We start from the raw sequence: 21,437 nt of genomic DNA, 5'->3' as shown, positions 1-21,437 counted from the left end.
TTGGTTCAGGGGTTCGCAGTGCGACGTTGGGCCAAATTTGCATAGATGTCCAAATGGGCTTTTTCGACCATACGGATGTCGAAATGTTGCTCTGCATGCGCGCGCGCGGCTTTGCCCATTTGTGCCACTTGCTCTGCATTTGATATCATCTCGCGCAAAACCGTCGCCAAACTTGTTGATGATCGCACCTCACACAGCTGGCCCGTTACACCTTCAACGATTGCATCACGACATCCCGGCACATTGGTTGCAACTGCTGCACGCCCTGCGGCCGCGGAGTCGATAAGCGTTTTGGGAAATCCCTCGCGATATGACGGCAGAGCCACGATGTGACATTGCGCAAAGGCGCTGTCTACATCTGCTGTAAAAGGAAGCCATTCCACCACGCCCTCAGAGACCCAGCCTTGCAGTTCTTCTGGTGTCAGGCTTGTGGGGTTGTTGGCGTCAGGGTCGCCCAACAGCCGAAAGATAGCATTGCTGCCAGAGGCCTTGATGTCTCGCGCCGCTTCTACGAATTCAACGACGCCTTTGTCGCGCAGCATTCGGCATGGCATCAGCACCACGACGGGTCCCTCAGGTAAAGGCTTCGGGGTGATTTTCGAAAGATCCGTACCGCTGCCGCCAACAAGACTTGTCGTGGCACGGCGGACAAACCCATTGTCTGTTGCGATTTTCAGGTCGTCGCGGTTTTGGAACAAGACATGCGCCAATGGCGTGTTAAGAGCCGACCTGTAGAGCCCTGACAACAGCGTCCGTAAGATGCGCGTTTTGAACGTTTTATGGGTGAAGGCGTAGCCCATGCCCGTCAACGCGGCCAGCGCCGGAATGCGCAAGAGGCGTGCTGATATTCCACCATAGAAAATCGGCTTTGCAGTGATCAAATGAACGATATCAGGGCGGCGTTTTTTCAGGGTACTGAAAATGCTTAACAGACACCGTAGCTCAAGCAAGGGGCTGGTGCTGCGACGATATAGGTCGATCGGCAGCACTTCAAATCCATACGGGGCCAGTAGATCAACATCTGACTGTCTCGGCGCCGCGATCACGACATCATAGCCCTCTTTCTGCGCAGCCAACGCAAGCGCCAAACGATGCGATAGGAAAAACGGGACATCTGACAAGATGAACATCACAGACAAAGGATGATTGTTTGCGCGGTTAGACATGAGTTTGGCTCATATTTTGCTACCTCTATGTGTCAGCGGACAGTTTTTTAAGGTATGACCCATAGTTGTTTTTGCCAAACTGTTTGGCCCGAGCTTCAAGTTGCTCTTTGGTGATCCAGTTCATTTCGAAGGCAACTTCGTCGGGTGATCCAACTTGCTGGCCTTGGCGTTCGGTTAGGGTGCGTACGAAGTTTCCCGCATCCAACAATGACCCGTGAGTGCCAGTGTCCAACCAAGCAAAACCGCGTCCCATTTTTTTCACCGATAACTTGCCATCGGCAAGATAGCTTTCCAACAAAGACGTGATTTCCAACTCGCCGCGGTCCGAAGGCTGTACGTGCTTTGCGCGCGCGGGCGCTGTGCTATCAAGGAAATAGAGCCCCGTAACTGCATAGTTTGAGGGTGGTACAATCGGCTTTTCGACGATCGCTTGCGCAATATCATTGTCGTCAAAGTCCACCACGCCATAGCGCTCTGGATCTGCCACGCGATAACCAAAGACGGTGGCTCCGTCAGGTGTTTGATTTGCTTCTTGCAGCAAGTCAGGCAACCCATGTCCGAAAAATATATTATCACCAAGCACCATTGCGGACGGCGCCCCATCCAGAAAGTCTTCACCCAAAATAAAGGCCTGCGCCAGTCCATCAGGGCTGGCTTGCGTCATGTAGGTGAGCGAAACGCCCCACTGGCTACCGTCGCCCAGAGTGCGTTGAAATTGTTCTTGGTCCTGCGGGGTCGTGATGATCAGGATCTCGCGAATATCGGCAAGCATCAACACGGTCAGCGGGTAGTAGATCATCGGCTTGTCATAGATCGGTAACAGCTGTTTCGACACACCAATAGTAATAGGATAGAGCCGCGTGCCAGATCCACCAGCCAGAATGATGCCTTTGCGCTGTTTCATGATACGTCTTTCAATTCGTTAACAATCGTTAGAACATCTCTACGCCAATCAGGGCGTTCGATGCCAAATGTTTCTCGGGTGCTGCTACAGTCGACACGACTGTTGGCGGGGCGCTTTGCGGGGGTTGGATAGGCGATTGTGGGAATATCAGTGACCTCACATGTGAGGCCGGCCTGTTTGAAAATGTCACGCGCAAAATCCGCCCAGCTGACATCTGGTGCACCGGAAAAATGATATGTACCAGATTTTGCAGGAGCACTTTCCAGCTGCGATGCAATTTTAAGGCAGGCCGCAGCAATGGTCCGCGCAGGTGTTGGTCCGCCAACTTGATCCGCAACGATCGTCAGAACCTCACGCTCCGTGCCCAAGCGCAGCATGGTTTTGAGAAAGTTGTTGCCATGGGCGGAGAAAACCCAAGAGGTCCGCAGAATGGCAAATCGACCTCCGGCGGCACGCACACCGTTTTCGCCGTCTCGTTTCGTACGCCCGTAAGCCCCCAAAGGTGCGGTCGGATGATCCGTTACAAAGGGCGTGTTCCCCGATCCATCAAAGACGTAATCCGTCGAAATATGGACAAAGGGTATATCAAGTGAAGCGCAGGCTTTGGCCATCGCGGCAGGAGCTGCCCCGTTCACAAGCGCGGCTGTGGCCTCGTCGTCTTCGGCTTTATCAACCGCCGTATACGCCGCTGCATTGATGACGGCGCTTGGCTTGATCTTTTCAATCAAAGCCGCACAGGCCGCAGGCTCAGTCAAGTCAGCATCGGCGCGGCAGGCAAACTGCGCATCTGGCACTAGGCTTTGAAGTTCTGTCGCAACTTGGCCGGTTTTTCCAAAAACAAGGATCATGCTTTGACTCCAAGCCGTGTCCCAACGCCTTGGCGATCCTGCAACGCCCGCCACCACGGCTCATTGCTCAAATACCACTCAACAGTCGTTGCAAGCCCTTCTTCAACGGTCACAGACGGACGCCAGCCCAACTCGTCGCGAATCCGATCTGGGGCGATGGCATAACGCGCATCATGGCCGGGGCGGTCCGTGACATAGGTGATTTGGTCCGCATAAGACCCACTGTCTTTCGGGCGTTTTTTGTCGAGAATAGCGCAGAGCGTTTGCACCAGTTCAAGATTGGTTCGCTCATTCTCACCGCCAATGTTGTAGCTGCGACCAACAACGCCTTTTTCAACGGCAAGCAAAAGCGCATCGGCATGGTCTTCCACGTACAACCAATCGCGAATGTTGGACCCGTCACCGTAGATCGGCAAAGGCTTACCAGCGAGCGCATTGAGAATGATCACAGGCACCAGTTTCTCTGGAAAGTGAAAAGGCCCGTAGTTGTTGGAACAATTTGTCAAAACGACGGGCAAGCCATAGGTCTCATGCCATGCGCGCACCAAGTGATCCGAGGCCGCCTTCGATGCCGAATAGGGTGACCGTGGATCATAGGCGGTGTCTTCGGTGAATTGCACTGACGGGTCATTGGGCAAAGATCCAAACACTTCGTCCGTCGAAATATGATGAAACCGAAAGCCAGTAGGCTTGCCGGTTTCCAACCAAAACTTGCGCGCAGCTTCCAGCATGTTGAAGGTGCCCGTGATATTGGTATCGATGAAATCTTTGGGACCATCGATTGAGCGGTCCACATGGCTTTCAGCAGCCAAGTGCATCACTGCGTCAGGCTTATGCGTGCCGAAACAGGCATCAAGTGCCGCGCGGTCTCTGATATCGACTTGTTCGAAATGATAGAGCGGGCTGTCTGAGACGCTGGCCACATTGTCCAGACAGGCCGCATAGGTCAACGCATCCACATTCACGACTTCATGCCCACGCGACACGGCCAATCGTACAACAGCTGAGCCAATAAAGCCTGCGCCGCCTGTGACAAGGATTTTCATTATAGTCTACTCTTCATAAAGGAACGGGCTTTCAAACGCGGACAGCAGCGGGGCCACCGCGTCTTTATCACTGAGGATGGGGTCGCAGGAGAGAGGCCAGTCTATGCCGATGGCAGGATCGTCCCATCGCACGGCACCCTCAGTCTGGGGCGCGTAATAATCAGAGCATTTATAGACAATCTCGCTGTCAGGCTTGAGCGTGGCGAACCCATGCGCGAACCCCGCGGGAATAAATAACTGCGCTCCATTGTCTGCACTCAGCTCATACCCTACCCACTGCCCATAGGTGGGACTGCCCTTCCGAATGTCGACTGCAACGTCAAAAATCGCACCCCGCCCACAGCGCACCAGCTTCGCTTGTGCGGCAGGTGGCGCCTGAAAGTGCAAACCTCTGACTGTGCCCACTTCGCTTGAAAGAGAGTGGTTGTCTTGCACAAAGTTGATGTCGATACCGACTTCTGAATAGGCACGGTGACTGTATGTTTCTGCAAAGAAGCCGCGGTGATCCCCAAAGCGACGAGGGGTCAGTAGAACAACACCTGACAGGGAAGTTAATTCACTCTTCAATTTCTAAATCCTTCAAATACACAGCATTGTCCGAGACGTTACCATTCTTACATGAGCCAAGTGTTTTGATAAGGTAGATAGCAAGCATGCGCATGTTGGGATGTGAGCAACCAAACGAGGGAGTACACTCCATACATAAGGAGTGCCAACAATTGCCCAGTGTACGTCTTTTTGAAAATGACGGTTCCAACGTAAACACAAAGTAATATTGAACCAGGCATAACGTAATAGTTGAATCGATGAAGTGCAATTGACGAGAAAACTACCAAGGGTGCCAATGACACAATCATAATCGCCATCAATTTCAACATAGGATAAACGTCTGGAAACTTGTCACTCACTTGTTTTCTGTACCAAACGAAAAATGGAACGGGCAGTGCTATGAGGGCATATCTGAAAATGGCGCCGCCTGAGCTTTGTGTGCCATAGATTTGCGCAATATACCGATCATTGTAGACGTCCATGCGGTCCGCCAGAAATATCGCGGCAACAGGCCCTACAACTGCAAGTGCCGCAGTCAGTCGTATAGTGTTCACTTCTCGCCCAGCCAAAAGCGCTAACGGCAAAAACACCACGGCTGACGTATGAAATTGCATTCCAATCAGAATCCATACGGCAGCCCATCCTTTTTGCCGGAACATGATTGCATTAAACGCAAGCATTAGAAAACCACCAGCAATGGCTTGCCTAAGGCCAGACATTCCCAATTGGGTGATGATCACGGGGAAAAGTAGCGCCAAAATGAGGGGGCCATAGCGGTGCTTTCTCGCAAAAGCTATGTAGCAAAAAACCAGTATGATGGATGCGGAAACATTGAGCCACGTGTACCCAAGTCCGAACGCTCTTACTGAGCCAATCAGTAGCGCAAATCCTATTTCTGATTGGCTGAATATGCCGCTTAGATTCGTTAGTGGTGTGAAATTCTCCCACCGATTAACATATCCATAATAGTCACAACCGACTTCGTATCTAAACCCCATAAACCAAATGAGGAATGTCCCCGCAATCAAAAGTAGAAATGTGCTGTACTGTCTAGGTACCGCAATAGAAGCCAAGCATAGCGACGCGTATATGCCCAGGTAAACGATCACTGTGCGGTTTTCTCCGTCGTCGATGAGCGCAATTTTAGTGCCAGACTTTGCATACTGTGGCTCTCCATTCCATATTCGTCACGGCAATGGATATACGTTTTTAAAATCGCATCGAGTTGAGCGAGATTAATATCGGTATTCCGCCCAAAATTATGTGGATGCCACCACAAGTGATATAAGCCGCCCGTTTTGGCCGCTGCGATCATTTCGGCTTGTATTTTTCGAATGTGCAACTTGTTGTATAAGCTCAGTCTTTTTGACCAAGGTCGCAAAAATTGTGTGGCAGGGATGTCAATTGCGGGGCCGTTCTGTTTCGCATTTGTCGTTTTGGAAGGCGCAACGGGAAGCGCGTCATCCAGAAAGCGCACAAGACGGAAAAGCTGCGTCGTTTGAGCTCCAGAACGTGGTTTGCGAAGCCAGCCGTCGTCTTCTCCTCTATAAATATCAATACCCAAATCCGCTGCTTTAATGGCAAGTGGATAATTCGTTTGATTTCGTGGAAAAACCAAACTTTGCACTGCATACCCTTTCGCATTGCCAATCTCGACCGAAGCGCGAAGGTCCGCCTCGAACGACTCAATGGCCTGCCCTTGCTCAAGGCAATAATAGTGGCTGTAAGTATGTGTCGCGATTTCTTGACCAGGGGTGTCGGAAATTCTCTCTATCAAGGAAAGGCCAAAGTGGAGCGGGTCTTCTCTTTCGTTTCGCCCAATTTGTTTCGATTCTATAGAGACATATGGAGAAAGTTCTGCATTTTCATAATTGGGACGGATTTTAGGCGCAAACTCCAACATCTCTTCGCGATTTTCTGCAAAAAGCAGTCCAACCGTTGCCCAAGTTGCGTTAATGCCAGCTTTCTCAAACCGAGAAAGTATTTCTGGAATGGCGTCACGGCCACCTAGAATAGCATCGCCGTAGTCGCGAATACTCCGATGGTCTCGAACGCCCCACATGAGCTCAAAATCGAGAGAAATTACAAAAGCTCCACTCACTTTTTGAATCCTAGCTTCTCGGCAGTTCTTTCAACGACCTTTCGAGTTAATCCTAACATGTCTCCAAAAACGGGCATCGGGTCGGTCCAAGCGCCAACAACATCTGATCTTGCGCGAACCGGGCCGGCTCGTTTGACATTCGGTGCGGGCAAGACAAAGTTTTTGGCACGCGCATAAAAAAGTTTGGATGCCATGTCCTTGAGCACGTAGCGCCAACGTACCCCGTTACGTTGTTCTCTCATAGGCGGTAATTTTGCGCCTGTGGCTTCAGCTATGGCCGTCTCAACCAATGGAACGCCGGCAGCACTTGAAAGAGCAAACCAAAGCGAGGGACGGGGGTTTACCTCTATAATTTGCAACTCATTTGTGTCGGGATGGGTCTTAAACTCTGCAGCTGCAATGCCGCAATACCCCAGTTTAGTTAGCAAGCGTTCGGCAGCTTCGGCTGTTTTTTCGCAAACTTCGCTTTGTACCAAAGATGCCGAACCAAATCCCGAAGGATATTGACGTAATTTTCGAGCGGTTAAACGCTGACGCACCGTACCTGTTTGATCAATAAACCCACACCAGAGCGTGATGTTGCTCTCGGGGCCGGGGACGATCTCTTGCATCAGTAACGTGCCCGCCTCTACAGGAATTCTTGGCAAAACCTTATCAAAATCGAGAGGGCTTTTCAAAACCCAACCCTTTGTTCCCCCCATCAGGTGTTTCACATCTTGAATGCGAGCGGGTTTGACCATGCAGGGATAGCTGATTTGGTCACGATACGACTTCGCATCCTCCACAGAGGTTGCCCACAGCTTTGGGAAAAGTACGTCATTGGCGTCACAGATCTGGTAAAACATATCCTTGTCTAGGATTTGAGCGGCTAACCCATCTTGATAGGATTTTTGCAAGTGGACACGGGTTGAAAGGGTGTCTGCTTGGGCCATTACGACTTCGAGATCTTGATCTGAGGTCACGATCAAGACTGGCTTGGTCTCTGCACCGGCAGGAAAGCGTGTGATGATTGCATCCACGCGTGCTTTGGCTGTCTGTGCTACGACACTTTCCGCCAGATAGCGTGACCACGCACCTGGCGCGCGTGGGGCACCCACCCCCAGTACCTTGTATCCTGCGCGTGCGGCCTCCCGAACGGCATAAAGCCCTGTAGGCGATAACCCCAAAACGATAACATCAATTTGCTTTGGTATCATCGACAGCCTCCGTGAAAAGCTGCGCCATACTGGCGGCTATCGTAGCAGGATCAAATCGCGTTTCGATCTCTGCCCTGGCGGCGGTGGCGAGTGTTTGGCGTAAATTGGCGTCTTCGATCAATTGGGTCAGCGCCGCGTGCCAGTCGTCCAAGGAGGTGCAAAGGTAACCCGTTTCGCCATTGCGTACGAGTTCAAGATTATAGCCAATTGCGGTGACCACTGGGACAATTCCTGCGGCCATATAGGTGCGTGCTTTGCCGCCTGATTTACCTTTGGCCCAATCTTCAAGCGGAAGCGGCATCAAACCTATATCAAACCGCGCCAGCGCCTTAAGTTCCTCATCAAGGGACCAATCGCAGAGCTTCCAGTCAACGCCTTCCATCGCAAAGTCATTTCCCCCCATGATCTCCCATTGAACATTTGGGTAAGTCTGAGCGATTTCCTGAAGCATGGGTTCGATGACGCGCAAGTACTTGACTGTTGATGGAGAGCCGAGCCAACCAATGGTGACTGGCGCGTCATTTGTGTGGGGCGCGTGCATCGCAATTCGTGCGGTGTCTTCAGCCACTTCCAACGTCACGGCCTGATTGGCGCCCGCACTGATCGCGGCGTCGCGCAACCAGTTGTTGCCTGCCACCACACAGTTGGCCACCCTAAACAACTGGAGGGCTTTATCTCCGGATCTAAGCAACGTGGCAATCTTATTGTAGCGTGACGCTTTCTTGATAAACAATGCATCGTCGTAATCGAAAAACAACACTGCCCCTCGGCGTTTTAGCCACCGTTCAATGACGGGCCCACCAAAGGGCAATAGCTCTCGCTGCAAGTAAATAACGTCATAGCTCTTCCAGTTGCGCAGAGCCCAAAGCCGTCGCGTTGTCGCACAAAGCGTTGCCCAAATTTTGCTCATAGTTTTCCCTGAACTCAACGAAAGCTCATACATAGGCGTATCCATGAAGCTTTGAACGTCGGCCTCTACACCAAGAGCCTCAAGGTGAGGGAGATACTGAAACACGCGATAGCGGCTGGAGGCCCCTTCTATGGGATAACGTGTAAGGAATAAAACACGGGTCATGCGCGATCGCTCGCCAATTGGTCATAAACGTTGGAATAGGCTTGCACACCTGCCTCCAAAGAAAATCGTGTTTCGGCAGCCGTACGACAACGAGCAACCATTTCTGGATCCGTGGTCATGTCGAAAAGTTGAGCCAATGCGGTGTCTAGATCCGTAAAATCGACACCTGTGAGCCCGACAGCGGGCAGCGCAATTCCTGTACCAGTTTGATCCAGATCCTCAGCGACATCGCCCACACCGTCATTGGTTAACATGGGCTTCCCGCATGCCAAGAATTCGCCCATGCGGGTAGGGCAAGACGCGCGTTTTGACCATGCAGGTTTAATGAAAAACACCCCAGCATCCATACGCGCAATCTGGCCACCCATTTCAGAGAAATTCACGCTGCGCAGCTCGACCCGATCGAGATCAACACCCGCGTCGCGCAAAGTAGACCGCACAAGATCATGGCTGCCTTTGGTAACCACCAAAAAGCGTATGTCGGACCGAATCTCAAAAGCACGTGCAACAACTTTGGCCACGTCAGAAAATAAGTACCAGCTGCCAACAGAGCCCACATACCCCAAAGTAAAACCGTCATCGGGAGCATCTTGCACCTGAAACAGGTCAAGATTGGTGCACGTGGGAATGACCGTGGATTTGGGCTTTTGGTTCTCTAAATACGGAAAGGATTCGTATTCACGAACGCCGGCCTTGGTCAGTGAAATAACGTGATCAGATTGCAAAAGAAGTAAGCGCTCAACACGTTTGAAAACTTTGTAAATCAAACTTGAGGCCGTCCAAATTCCGCCATCTACACGCTCATCAGGCCAAAACCCACGCATATCAAAAACAAACTTGGCCCCAGTGGCACGCTTAATTCGAAGCCCCATGAGGCCCGCTATATAGCTGCGGCAATGAATGACTTGAACCCCCACTTCGCGCGCGATCTTGGTGCCGTGCCTGCAGCCAGATGCCAAATCGTAAAGCGTTGCCAGAATCCCAATCGGCTTGTTGTGCCACACGCGTGGACGCCAATCGACGCCCGCCGCAGCACACTGTGCTTGCATGGCCGCGACGCGGACTTCGTCATTCAACGCATCGGGTTTTTCAAAGCTTAGCACGGTCATCCGATGGCCGCGTCGACTTAAGGCAAGTACATATTGGAGCACCTGACTTTGACCTAACGGATCCAACAATCCAGTGTAGGAAATGTATAGGACCGATGTCATTTACTGCGCTTCCTTAAAACGTGTGTCTTTCTGTAAAGTGAGATCTGATGGGCCGCAATGGCAGACGCCGCAAATTTTTCGGCGCGTACCGGACCAGCAGTTTCTTGCGCATGGGCCCATTCGTGGTCGATGAGAGCGGCATCCAAGGCCTCTGCCAAAGCATAAGGAACCCCAGGAGAAACTTGCTGGCCAAGGTCTCCCAGCACCTCTGGCAACCCACCTGCAGTCGAAGCGACCACAGGCCGACCTAAGGCCAAGGCTTCCAGTGCTGTGAGACCGAAGCCTTCATAACGAGAGGGAATGACCACAAGCCGTGCGGCTGCCATAGTCGCCAACATCTCAGAGTGTTCCAACTGGCCGGTAATTCGGATAGGCAATCCTGCGGCTCTAATTTCTTCCTCAAGTCGCATGCGCAACGGCCCATCTCCGGCGAAAATCACTTCGGAGTAAGAATTTTTGAGCAGTCGCAGCGCAGCGATCAAATCAAGATGACCCTTTTCAGGCACGAGCCTCCCCGGAAGTACAATGGCGGCAGAGTTCTTGTCAGGCGCATCTGCATCTGGTGCCTTGATTTTTTCCAGATCTATTGCGTTGTGAACCACAGCCACGTTTTCCAATCCATACGTCTCCGCAAAGTGGTTAGCGCTTGCTTGGCTGACTGCCTGGGGTTGGTCAATTCCGTGGCGGACTATAGCCGCCGCTAAAACCCGCCTAACTGCAAGCTTGAACCCTTTCGCATTGGCCCCGCTATAGGCCAGGTTGTGGAAGCTCGCGAAAGTTGTGCCGCCAAACAGTTTACTCCAGCGCGCCAACCCTGCAATGATCGTGGGGAAGTAAAGATGGGCATGTATGACTTGCACCTCCCGCTCCTGAGCAAGGCGGGTTAGGTCCCGCGCGGCGCCCCAAAGTGCCCACTTATGGCGTTTTGGCAGGACATGTACGGGAATTCCCAAAGAACGCAAATCCGCAGCCAAATCCAACGGAGCTCGTTGTACGGCCACTTCGGCCGCCACGCCTTGGCGCACCAGTTCAGGCAACATCGTCAGCAGAACCTGTTCTGCCCCACCGCGCCCTAGTGTTTCAATGACATGCAAAACTTTAAAATTTGGCGACACTGTGAAGTGTTCCTCTCATCATGGCGCTATGAAACACGAGCTCTGTACACAAAGTTCGATGGATGCACAGTGTTTTTGCCAAGCACAAAAGCCCCAATGCTGAAGAGATTGGCCCACGATAAATGTTCATTCATTTCGCGCCCTCCGGTGCGTTTCGACGCAGCCCAATTGCACTGGTGTCTATGCGCATGATTATCAAGGCTGCAACCCAAAGGACTAAGTTCCAGACCATGACTGATATGGCTGTGGCGATGGCGGCCCCCTCTATCCCATAAAGAGGGATCAGCACCCAATTGAGCACGACATTCACCAATGTCGAGATTGCCAAACCACTCAGCGCGATCCATTCTCGTCCAGACATAGTCAATAGATTGCCCACAGACCCAAAAAATGCACTCACAGTGTGCCCAAAGCACAGCAAAATCAGCGGCCAGAATGCGTCGCTATAGCTTTGCCCAAAGATCCATTCCAGAAGTTCAGGGCCACTCAGCCAAAACAACGCCAGCACTGGAAGTGTTGCAGCAAGTGAAACACGCGCGCCAGCTGCAGCCAGCTTCTGCAGTTGTGAATGGTCTCGCGCACCCCACGCCCGTGCAAAGTAGGGTTGCAGCACCAAATTTGCAGTTGCAAGGCCGAACGTTACCACATTGGCTCCCGAAAGGGCTACACGGTAAAGCCCCACATCTTTATCGCCGGCCAATGTTCCGAGCATCAATATATCTGTATTGTGACTAATCACATTGAGCCCTGCTATGGCTGCTAAGGGTATAATGGCTCTGCGCCAATCGCGCGGATGGGTTCGTGGAGTTTCTTGTTTTGCTTGGTAAGGGCGTACTGCACGCAAGACTAAATTGGTCGCAACAAGTGTTCCCACGGCGACCCCAGCGTGGATCATGTAAATTTGCGCAGCGTTGATCTTTACATGCCACAGGGTTAGCAGAACGACCACAATCGTTAACAAAATTGGGCGAGCTATCTTGTCGGGAAACGTTCCCAATGCCACATGCCGTAGCCCCCGAAGCGCAGCAGCATGTGCCTCGGTCCAACCAATAAGAGGAACAAGCAGCAACCCCCAGAACAACGCAATCGTGCGCGGAGTATCTGTATCCAGAAACACCAACAAGAAAACCCAGCCGAGCACGAGAACGCCCCCCGCCATCATAGACATCATTCGGTTAGACCAGCGCCAAACGCCAATCATAAGCGCGCCGTCACCAGCTTGGTCGGCCCGAGCCGTCTCGCGTAGAATAAGTGTCGGCAGGCCCATCTTTACAGGGATACCTAACAGAGTGATGATCGAAAAAACAAAAGCATAGACGCCGTAGTTTTCAGGGCCAAGCACCCGTGTTAGCGTCACAGATGCTATGAGCCCCGCGATCATTGCCCCTGCCCGCACCGCGATGGCGGCTACGCCACTGTGAAGGAGTTGAGCACGTAATCCGCTTTTTCGCTTGTTGGGTGTCGAGTTGGACTTGGACATACAGTCAGAGCCTCAAATCGCTGTCTTCGAGTGTGAAAACATTTTTAAGATCATAAAGCACATGATTTTTCTTACCAAAGGCCCGTATACCTGAAACCTCGGCTGCGCGGAATTGATCATGGGACACCGCTATGATGATGGCGTCATAGACCTCATTTTGCGGCACATCTACAAGATCAATCCCATATTCAGATCGCGCTTCTTCGGGTTTCGCCCAAGGATCATGGACATCCACATCTATTCCGTATGTGCCCAATTCGGCCACCACATCTACCACGCGCGTGTTACGCAGGTCTGGGCAGTTTTCCTTGAATGTTAGCCCCATTACCAAAACGCGCGCTCCGTTCACCTGCAACTGCCGCTTAAGCATCGCCTTCACCAATTGCCCTGCGACATAGGCACCCATCCCATCATTGATGCGTCGACCTGACAAGATCACCTCTGGATGGTACCCAATCGCTTGCGCTTTATAGGTAAGATAATAAGGATCAACACCGATGCAGTGCCCCCCCACAAGGCCCGGCCGGAACGGCAAGAAATTCCACTTAGTGCCTGCGGCTTCAAGCACCGCTTCAGTGTCGAGGCCAATGCGATTGAAGATCTTAGCCAGCTCGTTGACGAGGGCGATATTGAGATCGCGCTGTGTATTTTCGATCACTTTGGCGGCTTCGGCAACACTTATGCTTTGGGCTTGAAACGTGCCAGCAGTGATGATTTCGTCGTAAAGAGCGGTGACACGGTCGGCAACTTGTGGCGTGGAGCCAGAGGTCACCTTCTTGATGTTTGGCAATCGATGCAATTTGTCGCCTGGATTGATCCGTTCTGGACTGTAGCCACAGAAAAAATCTTCGTTGTAAGTCAGTCCAGAGACCGCTTCGAGTATTGGCACACATTCTTCTTCTGTAGCCCCAGGATAGACAGTGCTTTCATAAATCACGATATCCCCAGCCTTCAGGACTTGGCCCACGGTCTTTGAAGCTTTGTGCAGAGGCGTCAGATCAGGTTGCTTGCGCGCATCAATGGGTGTGGGCACGGTCACAATGAAAATCGTGGCCGCGCGCAGGGCTTCGATTTCGGTGGTGTAGGTCAGCTGCTTTGCTTCGGCCATTTCTTCGGCCTCTACCTCAAGTGTGTTGTCATAGCCACTTTGGAGCTCAGCGATGCGCCCTGCATTGGTGTCAAAGCCGATAACGGGGCGTTTTTTGCCAAATTCCACAGCAAGCGGAAAGCCGACATAGCCTAGCCCGATAACTGCGATAGGGGATACATTAGAGGACATGGTACTAACCTTAGAGTTGATAAAATAGAAGAGTATTGATCGGTTGGTTTGTTATTGGCTTAGGTGTTTATAGAGCCAAGGCTATCTCGATATAAGAGCGAAAGGCGTTGTTCATTATGGCCCTCGCTGTTGCGTGAGAGGTCGGGCGGGAACGCCTCCAACCCGTATGCCTGGCGCCACGTCCTGCGTTACGACCGCACCGGCACCAATGACGGCGCCACTGCCGATCGTCACGCCACGGGTGATGACAGCCCCAGCTCCGATCCAGACGTTCTCGCCAATATCGATTGGAGTTGCCTCAAACCCACTTTCTCGGATCACCGTGTCGGGTGTCATCCTATGATCTTGATCACGGATGGTGACGTGTTCTGCAATTTGACAACCGTTTCCGATCACAATTCCAGCGCGCGCGACAATTACGCAGCCCTTGCCAAAGTAACAATCTTCACCAATCTGCAAAGTGCAGTCGCGCGCAAATAGGTCGACCCAACGATCAAAGACAGTTTGCGAACCAATTTGGATTTGCCCGTCCATGACAGCCCGTGCACGTAAGCCATAGCCTGCCCGAACACCTTTCCCACGCGTCACACGCGTCGCGCCGCACAAGCTTGCGGCGCCGGCCATGCGTTCGTGCCAGCGTAAAAACCGGCCCCAAATACGAAACAACACATGCATGATTACGGCGTTCCTTGAATAAAGGCGGAAAGTGGCGGGGCGCCAAATACAAGATCACCCATGTAAGCTGCTCCCTCCGGTGTAAGGTGCAACCCGTCATAAGAAATTAAAGACCCATTCTCAGTAAAGATAGGGCACCCATTCCCGCACATGATTTTCATAGTATCAACGAACATTGAGTTTGGTAAGCTCGATGACAGTATGCGCGTGCTGTCAACAACACTATCTTCCGGTTTCACCCGCGCAGTTTCGAAATTTGAAGACTCAAAATCTAGCACGAACCGACGGTTAGGTTGAAAACTCTTGGATCCAACGACATAAACGTCTGCGGTGAGCTCCATAGCTTCGAGAGACTCTGCAAATAAATCGGCGGCCCAAGGCTGCCATCTAGCCGAAAAGATGACAACATCGGCCTGATGCATCTTAGCTACTTGTGTTGCCTTGAGGGATCTGTTTTCGCAAAACTGCCGATTTTCAGGTGCTGTGTTTTCAGTAACGAAAGATGCTGACTGGGCATAGTGCAGCTGGCATACCGCAGGCACATCAATTGCGGAGATCGTGTAATTCTCAAATGCACCTGCCGAAAGGACAATATTGTAAAAATCTTGGCTGAAACTGTCGCCAACTATCATCAACTTCGGGCGTTCTTCCGAAAAGTCTGCCCCGACGACATTCCTATAAGAGCCGCGGACGTATTCCCCATACTCACGCGTGCCGGTGGTGATCCAGTCTCGTTGGCCTTCTGGATATCTCTGAGGCAACCCACTTGATAAAACGGCCACTAAACCAAATCCAGCTAGGCTTAGAGCACCAAAGCCCGAGAGCATGAAAATGCCACGCCGGCTGAACCCGTTTTTGCCACGGAAAGGACGCTCTACAAACCGCCACGTCAGCCACGCCAAAATGAGTGCTAATACGGCGAGCCCAAGCATCACGCCTTGTGATGGATGGCCATCAACATCCACAAGACGCGCAAACGCAAAGAGTGGTTGGTGCCAAAGGTAGGCGGAATAGCTAATCAGCCCAACGCCGACAAGGGGCGATACCCCCAACAGCCGACCTACCCAAGTCGCAGGGCTCGCTGCGAGAATGATGGCGACACTCCCAAAGACAGGCACCATCGTCCAAGCAGATGGGAAAGGCGTCGCCTCGTCAAAAACGAACATCGGAACGATGATGGCCACCAAGCCTATCACGCTTATTCCCTCGGCCAGCCAGCCATTCGGTGCAGACCTTTTCATCAAATAGAGCGCTGCGAGCGATCCAGCTAAGAGCTCCCAAGCCCTTGTTGGTAAAAGGTAGAAATTAGCCGATGGCATGCGCAAGGATAATAATTCGGCAAGCGCCAGTGAAACCAAAAAGGTCAGTATGAGAAGAGGAACGATGCCAGGTCGAAACCAACGCCAACATGCCCAAAGGAATAACGGGAAGAGAATGTAGAATTGTTCCTCTACGGCAAGGTTCCAAGTATGGAGCAACGGATTTAACTCTGAACTTGCAGCGAAATATCCACTCTCGCGCCAAAAGAGAACGTTTGATGCAAAGAAAATAACCGCCAATATCCCGCGCCCGAAAGCGGCAAACTCGTATGGGAGCATGATGAAGAATGCGAGACAGGATGAAATCGTTAGAACCAGAAACAAGGCTGGCAAAATTCGTCTTGCACGACGCTCATAGAAACCCACAATTGAGAACTGGCCCGCCTCGAGTTCACGAGCAAGAATCCCCGTGATCAGAAACCCTGAAATCACAAAGAAAACATCCACACCAACGTACCCGCCTGATATCTGTGACACCCCTGCATGGAACAAAATCACCGGCAGTACGGCTACGGCACGAAGGCCGTCAATTTCGGGGCGATACGTCATCTCTATTTTCCGCAATACTTATGTGGACAATCGACAAAACGCGCGATGCCATCCCTGAAATCAGTTTGTGGGCGTCTGCCGGAACGGGGTCCGTAGCTATATTGATCGATACTGCAGCAAAATCATCTGATTCACGTGCCTCGGCCAGCTCCTCTGTCGAAACCTCGTGCGTCGCGTCGTATCTGGCGCGCAACGCATCGTTCCGGGTCGTATTTATTTCAAACCCAATCACAGAGCGTGACGTCCCAAACTCAACCGCAAGGGGTGCCACATAGCCAAGTCCGATAACGGCGATTTACTTTTTTTCATGCTCAACTCAGCCAGAATCTAGTTTTCAAACACTTGGGACGACCTTTGCTCCTGAATTTCGGGATAGTGTGCGTAACACGGGACGTTCGTAAAAAACGTGAAAACACACCCCGAAAGCAAGGCTGATCAGGATGCACGCAGCAAATGTCAGGGACCATATGTCGTAGGTCTCAAAGAGGCGTGCGATGATCGACTGTAGTGGGTTGTGGATTAGGTAAACCGCATAGGATGATGCTCCAAGCAATGCCCATAAATTAGATATTTTCAATGAGTGCCGCTGCTCAAGAAGGGCCAAACCAAGCACGACCGAAGCCAAAGCTATACCCAGAATTACGCGATGGGGGGTGTGTAGAAAAATAAACGCTACCACCCCTAAAGAACCCAAAAGCAGTGGCACCCACCATCGCGACGTCGAAATCTTACCGAACATATGTGCAGCCACCATGCCGGCTACAAATTCTAGTATTAGCGGATCAAGCACCGTCTTCATTAAAGGATTTAAGAGCGTGCCATATACACCGAACATGGCGGCGCTGAGCACCACAATGACCCACACAAGGACAATGAGCCAAAAAAATCGAGTTACGAAAAAAGTAAGGAAAAATAAGTAAAACATCATTTCGAAGGTCAAAGTCCAAGCCACTGACAGAGCGGGTGGGGAGTTCGAGGGCATCAATGTAAGTGATGTAAACCAGCCCCATGATCGATCCCCCTGAGTTAGACTAGGGAATAGTAAATAGGCAGCGATCAAAGCAAATGAGATTGGCAGATAGGGCGTGTATATCCGCCGGATGCGCTTGCTGAGAAAGCGCCGCGCTGCGTCATACCCTCTTTGGTCATTCTGGTGAATATGGAAAATTATAAAGCCACTTAAAACAAAAAAGTAGTCAACGCCATACTTCCCAAAGTCGAATAGTCCCGAATAGTCTGATGAAGTGAACGCATCGCTCGAAAGGCTTGCATGGTGAGCCACGACGGCGAGAGCAGCCAAGCCACGCCCAACTTCTAGCGTGCCTAGTTTACTTGTTACAGGTTCACCTGCAGTGTGGATTTCTGGAACTGTCATTTGCCAGCGTAATCCCGATACCACTTTACAAATTCTGAAATCCCATCGCGGAAATCAGTTTGTGGGCGATAGCCCGTCAATTCTTTCAACAAATCCGCGTTGGCCCATGTCGCGGGGACGTCGCCGGTTTGCATGCCCATGTAGTTGCGCTCGGCTTTTTGCCCAAGGCAATCTTCGATGGCATCTACAAAATCGAGCAGTCGGACTTTGTCGGAGTTGCCAATGTTGACCACGCGGTGGGGAGCCACGGGAGACAGGCTGTCACCTTCGGGGACAACACCATCGGCGGGGCGCACGGGGGGCACATCAATTAGCAGGCGGATCGCACGCACCAGATCATCGACATAGGTGAAGTCGCGGTACATGTCGCCATGGTTGTAGATGTCGATTGGGCGGCCGTCTAGGATCGCATCGACGAATTTGTAGAGCGCCAAATCTGGGCGACCCCAAGGGCCATACACAGTGAAGAACCGGAACATCGTGGTCGGCAGGTCATGGATATGCGCATAAGCGTGGCCCATGTTCTCATTGGCCTTTTTGGTGGCCGCATAGATCGTCAGCTGCGTGTCGGCTTTTTCGGTTTCAATGAACGGCATTTCGGTGTTCGCACCATAGGCCGACGACGTTGAGGCCATCAGCAAGTGCTTCACTTCCAACCGGCGCGCGGCTTCCATCACGGTGAATGTGCCGATGATGTTTGAATCCAGATAGGCGCGGGGGTTTTCCAAACTGTAGCGCACGCCCGCTTGTGCTGCGAGATGCACGATAACCTCAGGCTGAAATGCATCGGCCACAGCATCGAACGTGGCCTGATCTTCGAGCTGGCCTTCGGTTGCCGCGAAGTTCGGATTTTGCAGCAGCATCGAATGGCGACGCTGTTTCAAAGTGACGTCGTAATAATCCGACATCCCGTCATAGCCGTGCACCTGAAACCCTTCAGCCAAAAGGAGTTTGGCAAGGTGAAATCCGATAAAACCGGCGGTTCCGGTGATGAGCACTTTTGGTTTGGTCACGTTGTTTTCCGTTTTCATTTAAGTGTGAGCTCTGAGGTGTGGGACGCATCCGTTCCCAATTCAGCGTTCAAGGCGTCGATCTCTGCGCGAAGCGCCTCATATTCTTCCATTTTACGTGTCAAAAACGCGCGTGTAAGAGCGGCTTTTTTCGCCATTCCTTTTGTCGTCAAAATATACGCGTAGCGGCGCTTGTCTTTGGCCGCAGTGAAATTTCCCAACTTCACGAGTCCTTTTTCGACAAGCGCATTCAAAACGTAGTGCAACCCGCCAACGCTGACGCCTGCGGCTTTCGCCAATTCGCGCTGCGACATTTCAGGATTGTCTTGAAGCAAGCGCAGCACACGAAAATGGGTGTCTTCTTGGAGTTTGGTGCGCATAATTTTGTTCTCCAAAACTCATCAAGGGTATCCGACATCGGGATGCTTGATTGCCCAAGGTCGCGCGTATCGTTCAAATTTGAGCGATAACAACCTCCACGCAGCCGAGCAAGCTAAAAACAAGCTATACGGGGATTCTCGCTTATGCTCGAATGTAAACGATACATCAGGTCCTTATTGCGCCCTGCTTAAACGTCCTACACCTTTGTCACCAGCACCTTAACGTAGCCCCAAAAACGCGCGCTTCTGCGGGATGCCGGCTTGGGGCTAACGCCTGACCCAAGCCAAAGTCAACGCTGCAGCGATCTATGTGCACACACGCGGTGGCGGCGAATAACATCGCTAACGAGTGTTGAAACGAACAAAGCTGGCCGCAGATGTGGCCAGCTTTTTTGTTTTTGCGCTATAGTCTATTGGGTGACACGTTGGCCTGTCGAAAACCTAGTCCGCTAATTCTGAGTAGCTAAATAAATTTGAACCATGCCAACTATAGCGCCAATCACAATGGACAGAATTGCGATTGTCATTGCTGAGCGAGAACTCTGTCTGGCTTCCTCGAGTTCTTGTCTCTCAAGGAACCGGAATGTAGATTCTACTTTTAGATGAAATTTGGCCCCCCTTTGGCAGGCATCGATAATAGCGTGTGTTGTCATCCCACCTTTCTCAAGTGGCGTAAATAGTTCGCAAAATACTGCTTCCGCTCGACTTACTGTGAGGGATGTACAAGGTAAACTTTCTAAGAAATTCTGCATGTCGTCAAAGCTAACGCCTTCGTCGATACGCTCATTTCCCCAGCGCAATATCTCGTAATAGACGTTGTTATTTTTGGGCATAATTGTTCGGTACTTTCTATAGTTCGCGTTGATGGCAACATTTACTCTAATTGTTGGCACTTTCAGTTGAACACCCCAAGCTTTCTCTATCCCCAGAAAAAAAACATCGTATTTGCACTTCGGTGGTGGTGGCGAATATCCAAGCGGAAACACAAAAACCCACACCCCAGATACATCTTTTGCAAAAGCTTGATCCACATCAAGGCTCATGACCCGACTCGCGCGCATTAAGGTGCAAACGCGAACAGTCGAAAAGGCCGCTCTCATGAGCTCATCTGACAGCACACCCAAGCTATACAAAGCCCGCGAACCGATTTTTCCGCGGCGCGTGTCGGGCACATTCCGCAATCTCAAATGGATCATCATGATTCTGACACTCGGCGTGTATTACATTTCGCCTTGGTTGCGCTTTGATCGCGGGCCGAAATTGCCCGACCAAGCCATTTTGGTCGACATGGCCAACCGCCGCTTTTTCTTCTTTTGGATCGAAATCTGGCCGCATGAGTTTTACTTTATCGCCGGTCTTTTGATCATGGCGGGCTTGGGGTTGTTTTTGTTCACCTCTGCTGCTGGGCGGGTCTGGTGTGGCTATGCCTGTCCGCAGACCGTTTGGACGGATTTGTATATCTTGGTCGAACGCTGGATCGAAGGCGACCGCAACGCGCGGCTGCGTCTACATCGTCAGAAAAAGATGGATTTTCGCAAAGCCCGCTTGCGGGTGACCAAATGGGTCGTCTGGCTGTTGATCGGCCTGGCCACAGGCGGCGCTTGGGTGTTTTACTTCACAGATGCGCCGACATTGCTGCGCGATTTGCTGACAGGGCAGGCGCATCCCGTGGCCTATATGACCATGGCCGTTTTGACCGCGACGACGTTTTTCTTTGGCGGTTTTGCGCGCGAACAGATCTGTATTTACGCCTGTCCTTGGCCGCGCATTCAAGCGGCGATGATGGATGAAGACACGCTTGTGGTCGGCTATCGCCATTGGCGCGGAGAGCCGCGCGGCAAGCACCGCAAAGGCGCGGATACGTCGAATTTGGGCGATTGCATTGATTGCATGGCCTGCGTGAATGTCTGCCCTGTGGGCATTGATATTCGCGATGGGCAGCAGCTTGAATGCATCACCTGCGCGTTGTGTATTGATGCCTGTGATGAGGTCATGGACAAGATCGGCAAACCGCGTGGTTTGATCGATTACATGGCCTTAACGGATGAACCTTTGGAAGTCGCAGGGCATGCGCCGAAGCCGATTTGGAAGCACATCTTGCGCCCGCGCACGATGATGTACACAGCACTTTGGTCTGGCATTGGCTTCGCCTTGGTCTT

At 51.8% G+C, this 21,437-nt stretch carries 20 protein-coding genes; 1 reads left to right on the top strand and 19 read right to left on the bottom strand.

All coding sequences use genetic code 11. From position 1 onward, the window contains the following. Positions 1-5: 5 nt before the first annotated feature. The 19 genes from ABF287_RS08170 to ABF287_RS08080 all read right to left on the bottom strand — a co-directional run bounded on the left by ABF287_RS08170 (position 6) and on the right by ABF287_RS08080 (position 20,321). The gene (locus ABF287_RS08170; RefSeq protein ID WP_347184517.1) at positions 6-1,166 is read right to left on the bottom strand and encodes a glycosyltransferase family 4 protein; all 1,161 of its coding nucleotides are present in this window, start codon (positions 1,164-1,166) and stop codon (positions 6-8) included. Positions 1,167-1,191: 25 nt separating this feature from the next. Continuing rightward, the gene (gene rfbA, locus ABF287_RS08165) at positions 1,192-2,070 is read right to left on the bottom strand and encodes a glucose-1-phosphate thymidylyltransferase RfbA (protein ID WP_347184516.1); all 879 of its coding nucleotides are present in this window, start codon (positions 2,068-2,070) and stop codon (positions 1,192-1,194) included. Then, a complete protein-coding gene (gene rfbD, locus ABF287_RS08160) occupies positions 2,067-2,918 on the bottom strand; it encodes a dTDP-4-dehydrorhamnose reductase (RefSeq protein ID WP_347184515.1) in 852 nt (283 codons plus the stop codon). Before rfbD ends, rfbA begins: the two co-directional genes overlap by 4 nt. Continuing rightward, complete coding sequence (gene rfbB, locus ABF287_RS08155) at positions 2,915-3,964, bottom strand: dTDP-glucose 4,6-dehydratase (protein ID WP_347184514.1); 1,050 nt, start codon at positions 3,962-3,964, stop codon at positions 2,915-2,917. Before rfbB ends, rfbD begins: the two co-directional genes overlap by 4 nt. Before the next feature lie 6 nt (positions 3,965-3,970). Beyond that, entirely contained in the window at positions 3,971-4,531 is a 561-nt protein-coding gene (gene rfbC, locus ABF287_RS08150; protein ID WP_347184513.1) for a dTDP-4-dehydrorhamnose 3,5-epimerase, read from the bottom strand. A gap of 47 nt (positions 4,532-4,578) precedes the next feature. Beyond that, the gene (locus tag ABF287_RS08145; protein WP_347184512.1) at positions 4,579-5,622 is read right to left on the bottom strand and encodes an EpsG family protein; all 1,044 of its coding nucleotides are present in this window, start codon (positions 5,620-5,622) and stop codon (positions 4,579-4,581) included. Next, positions 5,619-6,614 (bottom strand): hypothetical protein, encoded by a 996-nt coding sequence (locus ABF287_RS08140; RefSeq protein WP_347184511.1) that lies wholly within the window; start codon positions 6,612-6,614, stop codon positions 5,619-5,621. Before ABF287_RS08140 ends, ABF287_RS08145 begins: the two co-directional genes overlap by 4 nt. Further along, a complete protein-coding gene (locus ABF287_RS08135; protein ID WP_347184510.1) occupies positions 6,611-7,810 on the bottom strand; it encodes an ATP-grasp domain-containing protein in 1,200 nt (399 codons plus the stop codon). Before ABF287_RS08135 ends, ABF287_RS08140 begins: the two co-directional genes overlap by 4 nt. After that, a complete protein-coding gene (locus ABF287_RS08130) occupies positions 7,791-8,720 on the bottom strand; it encodes a glycosyltransferase family 4 protein (RefSeq protein WP_347184509.1) in 930 nt (309 codons plus the stop codon). The genes ABF287_RS08135 and ABF287_RS08130 overlap by 20 nt, the downstream gene beginning before the upstream one ends. Before the next feature lie 161 nt (positions 8,721-8,881). Beyond that, positions 8,882-10,096, bottom strand: coding sequence for a glycosyltransferase (locus ABF287_RS08125; protein ID WP_347184508.1), 1,215 nt, complete (start codon positions 10,094-10,096; stop codon positions 8,882-8,884). After that, positions 10,093-11,211: a glycosyltransferase family 4 protein gene (locus ABF287_RS08120; protein ID WP_347184507.1), complete on the bottom strand. Its 1,119-nt coding sequence runs from the start codon at positions 11,209-11,211 to the stop codon at positions 10,093-10,095. Before ABF287_RS08120 ends, ABF287_RS08125 begins: the two co-directional genes overlap by 4 nt. A 130-nt stretch (positions 11,212-11,341) precedes the next feature. Next, positions 11,342-12,691, bottom strand: a complete 1,350-nt coding sequence (locus ABF287_RS08115; protein WP_347184506.1) for a flippase — start codon at positions 12,689-12,691, stop codon at positions 11,342-11,344. Positions 12,692-12,695: 4 nt separating this feature from the next. Continuing rightward, positions 12,696-13,970, bottom strand: coding sequence for a Vi polysaccharide biosynthesis UDP-N-acetylglucosamine C-6 dehydrogenase TviB (gene tviB / locus ABF287_RS08110; protein WP_347184505.1), 1,275 nt, complete (start codon positions 13,968-13,970; stop codon positions 12,696-12,698). A gap of 114 nt (positions 13,971-14,084) precedes the next feature. After that, positions 14,085-14,645, bottom strand: a complete 561-nt coding sequence (locus tag ABF287_RS08105; protein WP_347184504.1) for an acyltransferase — start codon at positions 14,643-14,645, stop codon at positions 14,085-14,087. 2 nt (positions 14,646-14,647) lie between these two features. Continuing rightward, positions 14,648-16,513: an acyltransferase family protein gene (locus ABF287_RS08100; protein WP_347184503.1), complete on the bottom strand. Its 1,866-nt coding sequence runs from the start codon at positions 16,511-16,513 to the stop codon at positions 14,648-14,650. Between the two features lie 334 nt (positions 16,514-16,847). After that, a complete protein-coding gene (locus tag ABF287_RS08095; protein ID WP_347184502.1) occupies positions 16,848-17,888 on the bottom strand; it encodes an acyltransferase in 1,041 nt (346 codons plus the stop codon). Continuing rightward, entirely contained in the window at positions 17,885-18,901 is a 1,017-nt protein-coding gene (locus ABF287_RS08090; RefSeq protein WP_347184501.1) for a GDP-mannose 4,6-dehydratase, read from the bottom strand. The genes ABF287_RS08095 and ABF287_RS08090 overlap by 4 nt, the downstream gene beginning before the upstream one ends. Positions 18,902-18,915: 14 nt before the next feature. Continuing rightward, positions 18,916-19,278, bottom strand: coding sequence for a MarR family EPS-associated transcriptional regulator (locus ABF287_RS08085; protein ID WP_347184500.1), 363 nt, complete (start codon positions 19,276-19,278; stop codon positions 18,916-18,918). Between the two features lie 449 nt (positions 19,279-19,727). Beyond that, positions 19,728-20,321 carry a hypothetical protein gene (locus ABF287_RS08080; protein WP_347184499.1) on the bottom strand — a complete coding sequence of 198 codons (594 nt, stop codon included), beginning with the start codon at positions 20,319-20,321 and terminating at the stop codon, positions 19,728-19,730. A gap of 55 nt (positions 20,322-20,376) precedes the next feature. Here ABF287_RS08080 and ccoG point away from each other — a divergent pair. Beyond that, the coding region (gene ccoG / locus ABF287_RS08075) for a cytochrome c oxidase accessory protein CcoG (protein ID WP_347184498.1) at positions 20,377-21,437 on the top strand (1,061 nt) is incomplete at its 3' end.

It is taken from the genome of Pacificibacter sp. (assembly GCF_039769035.1).
Lineage (GTDB): Bacteria > Pseudomonadota > Alphaproteobacteria > Rhodobacterales > Rhodobacteraceae > Celeribacter.
Note: the sequence above shows the minus strand (reverse complement) of the source record. Positions and strands in the feature narration are given on the sequence as shown.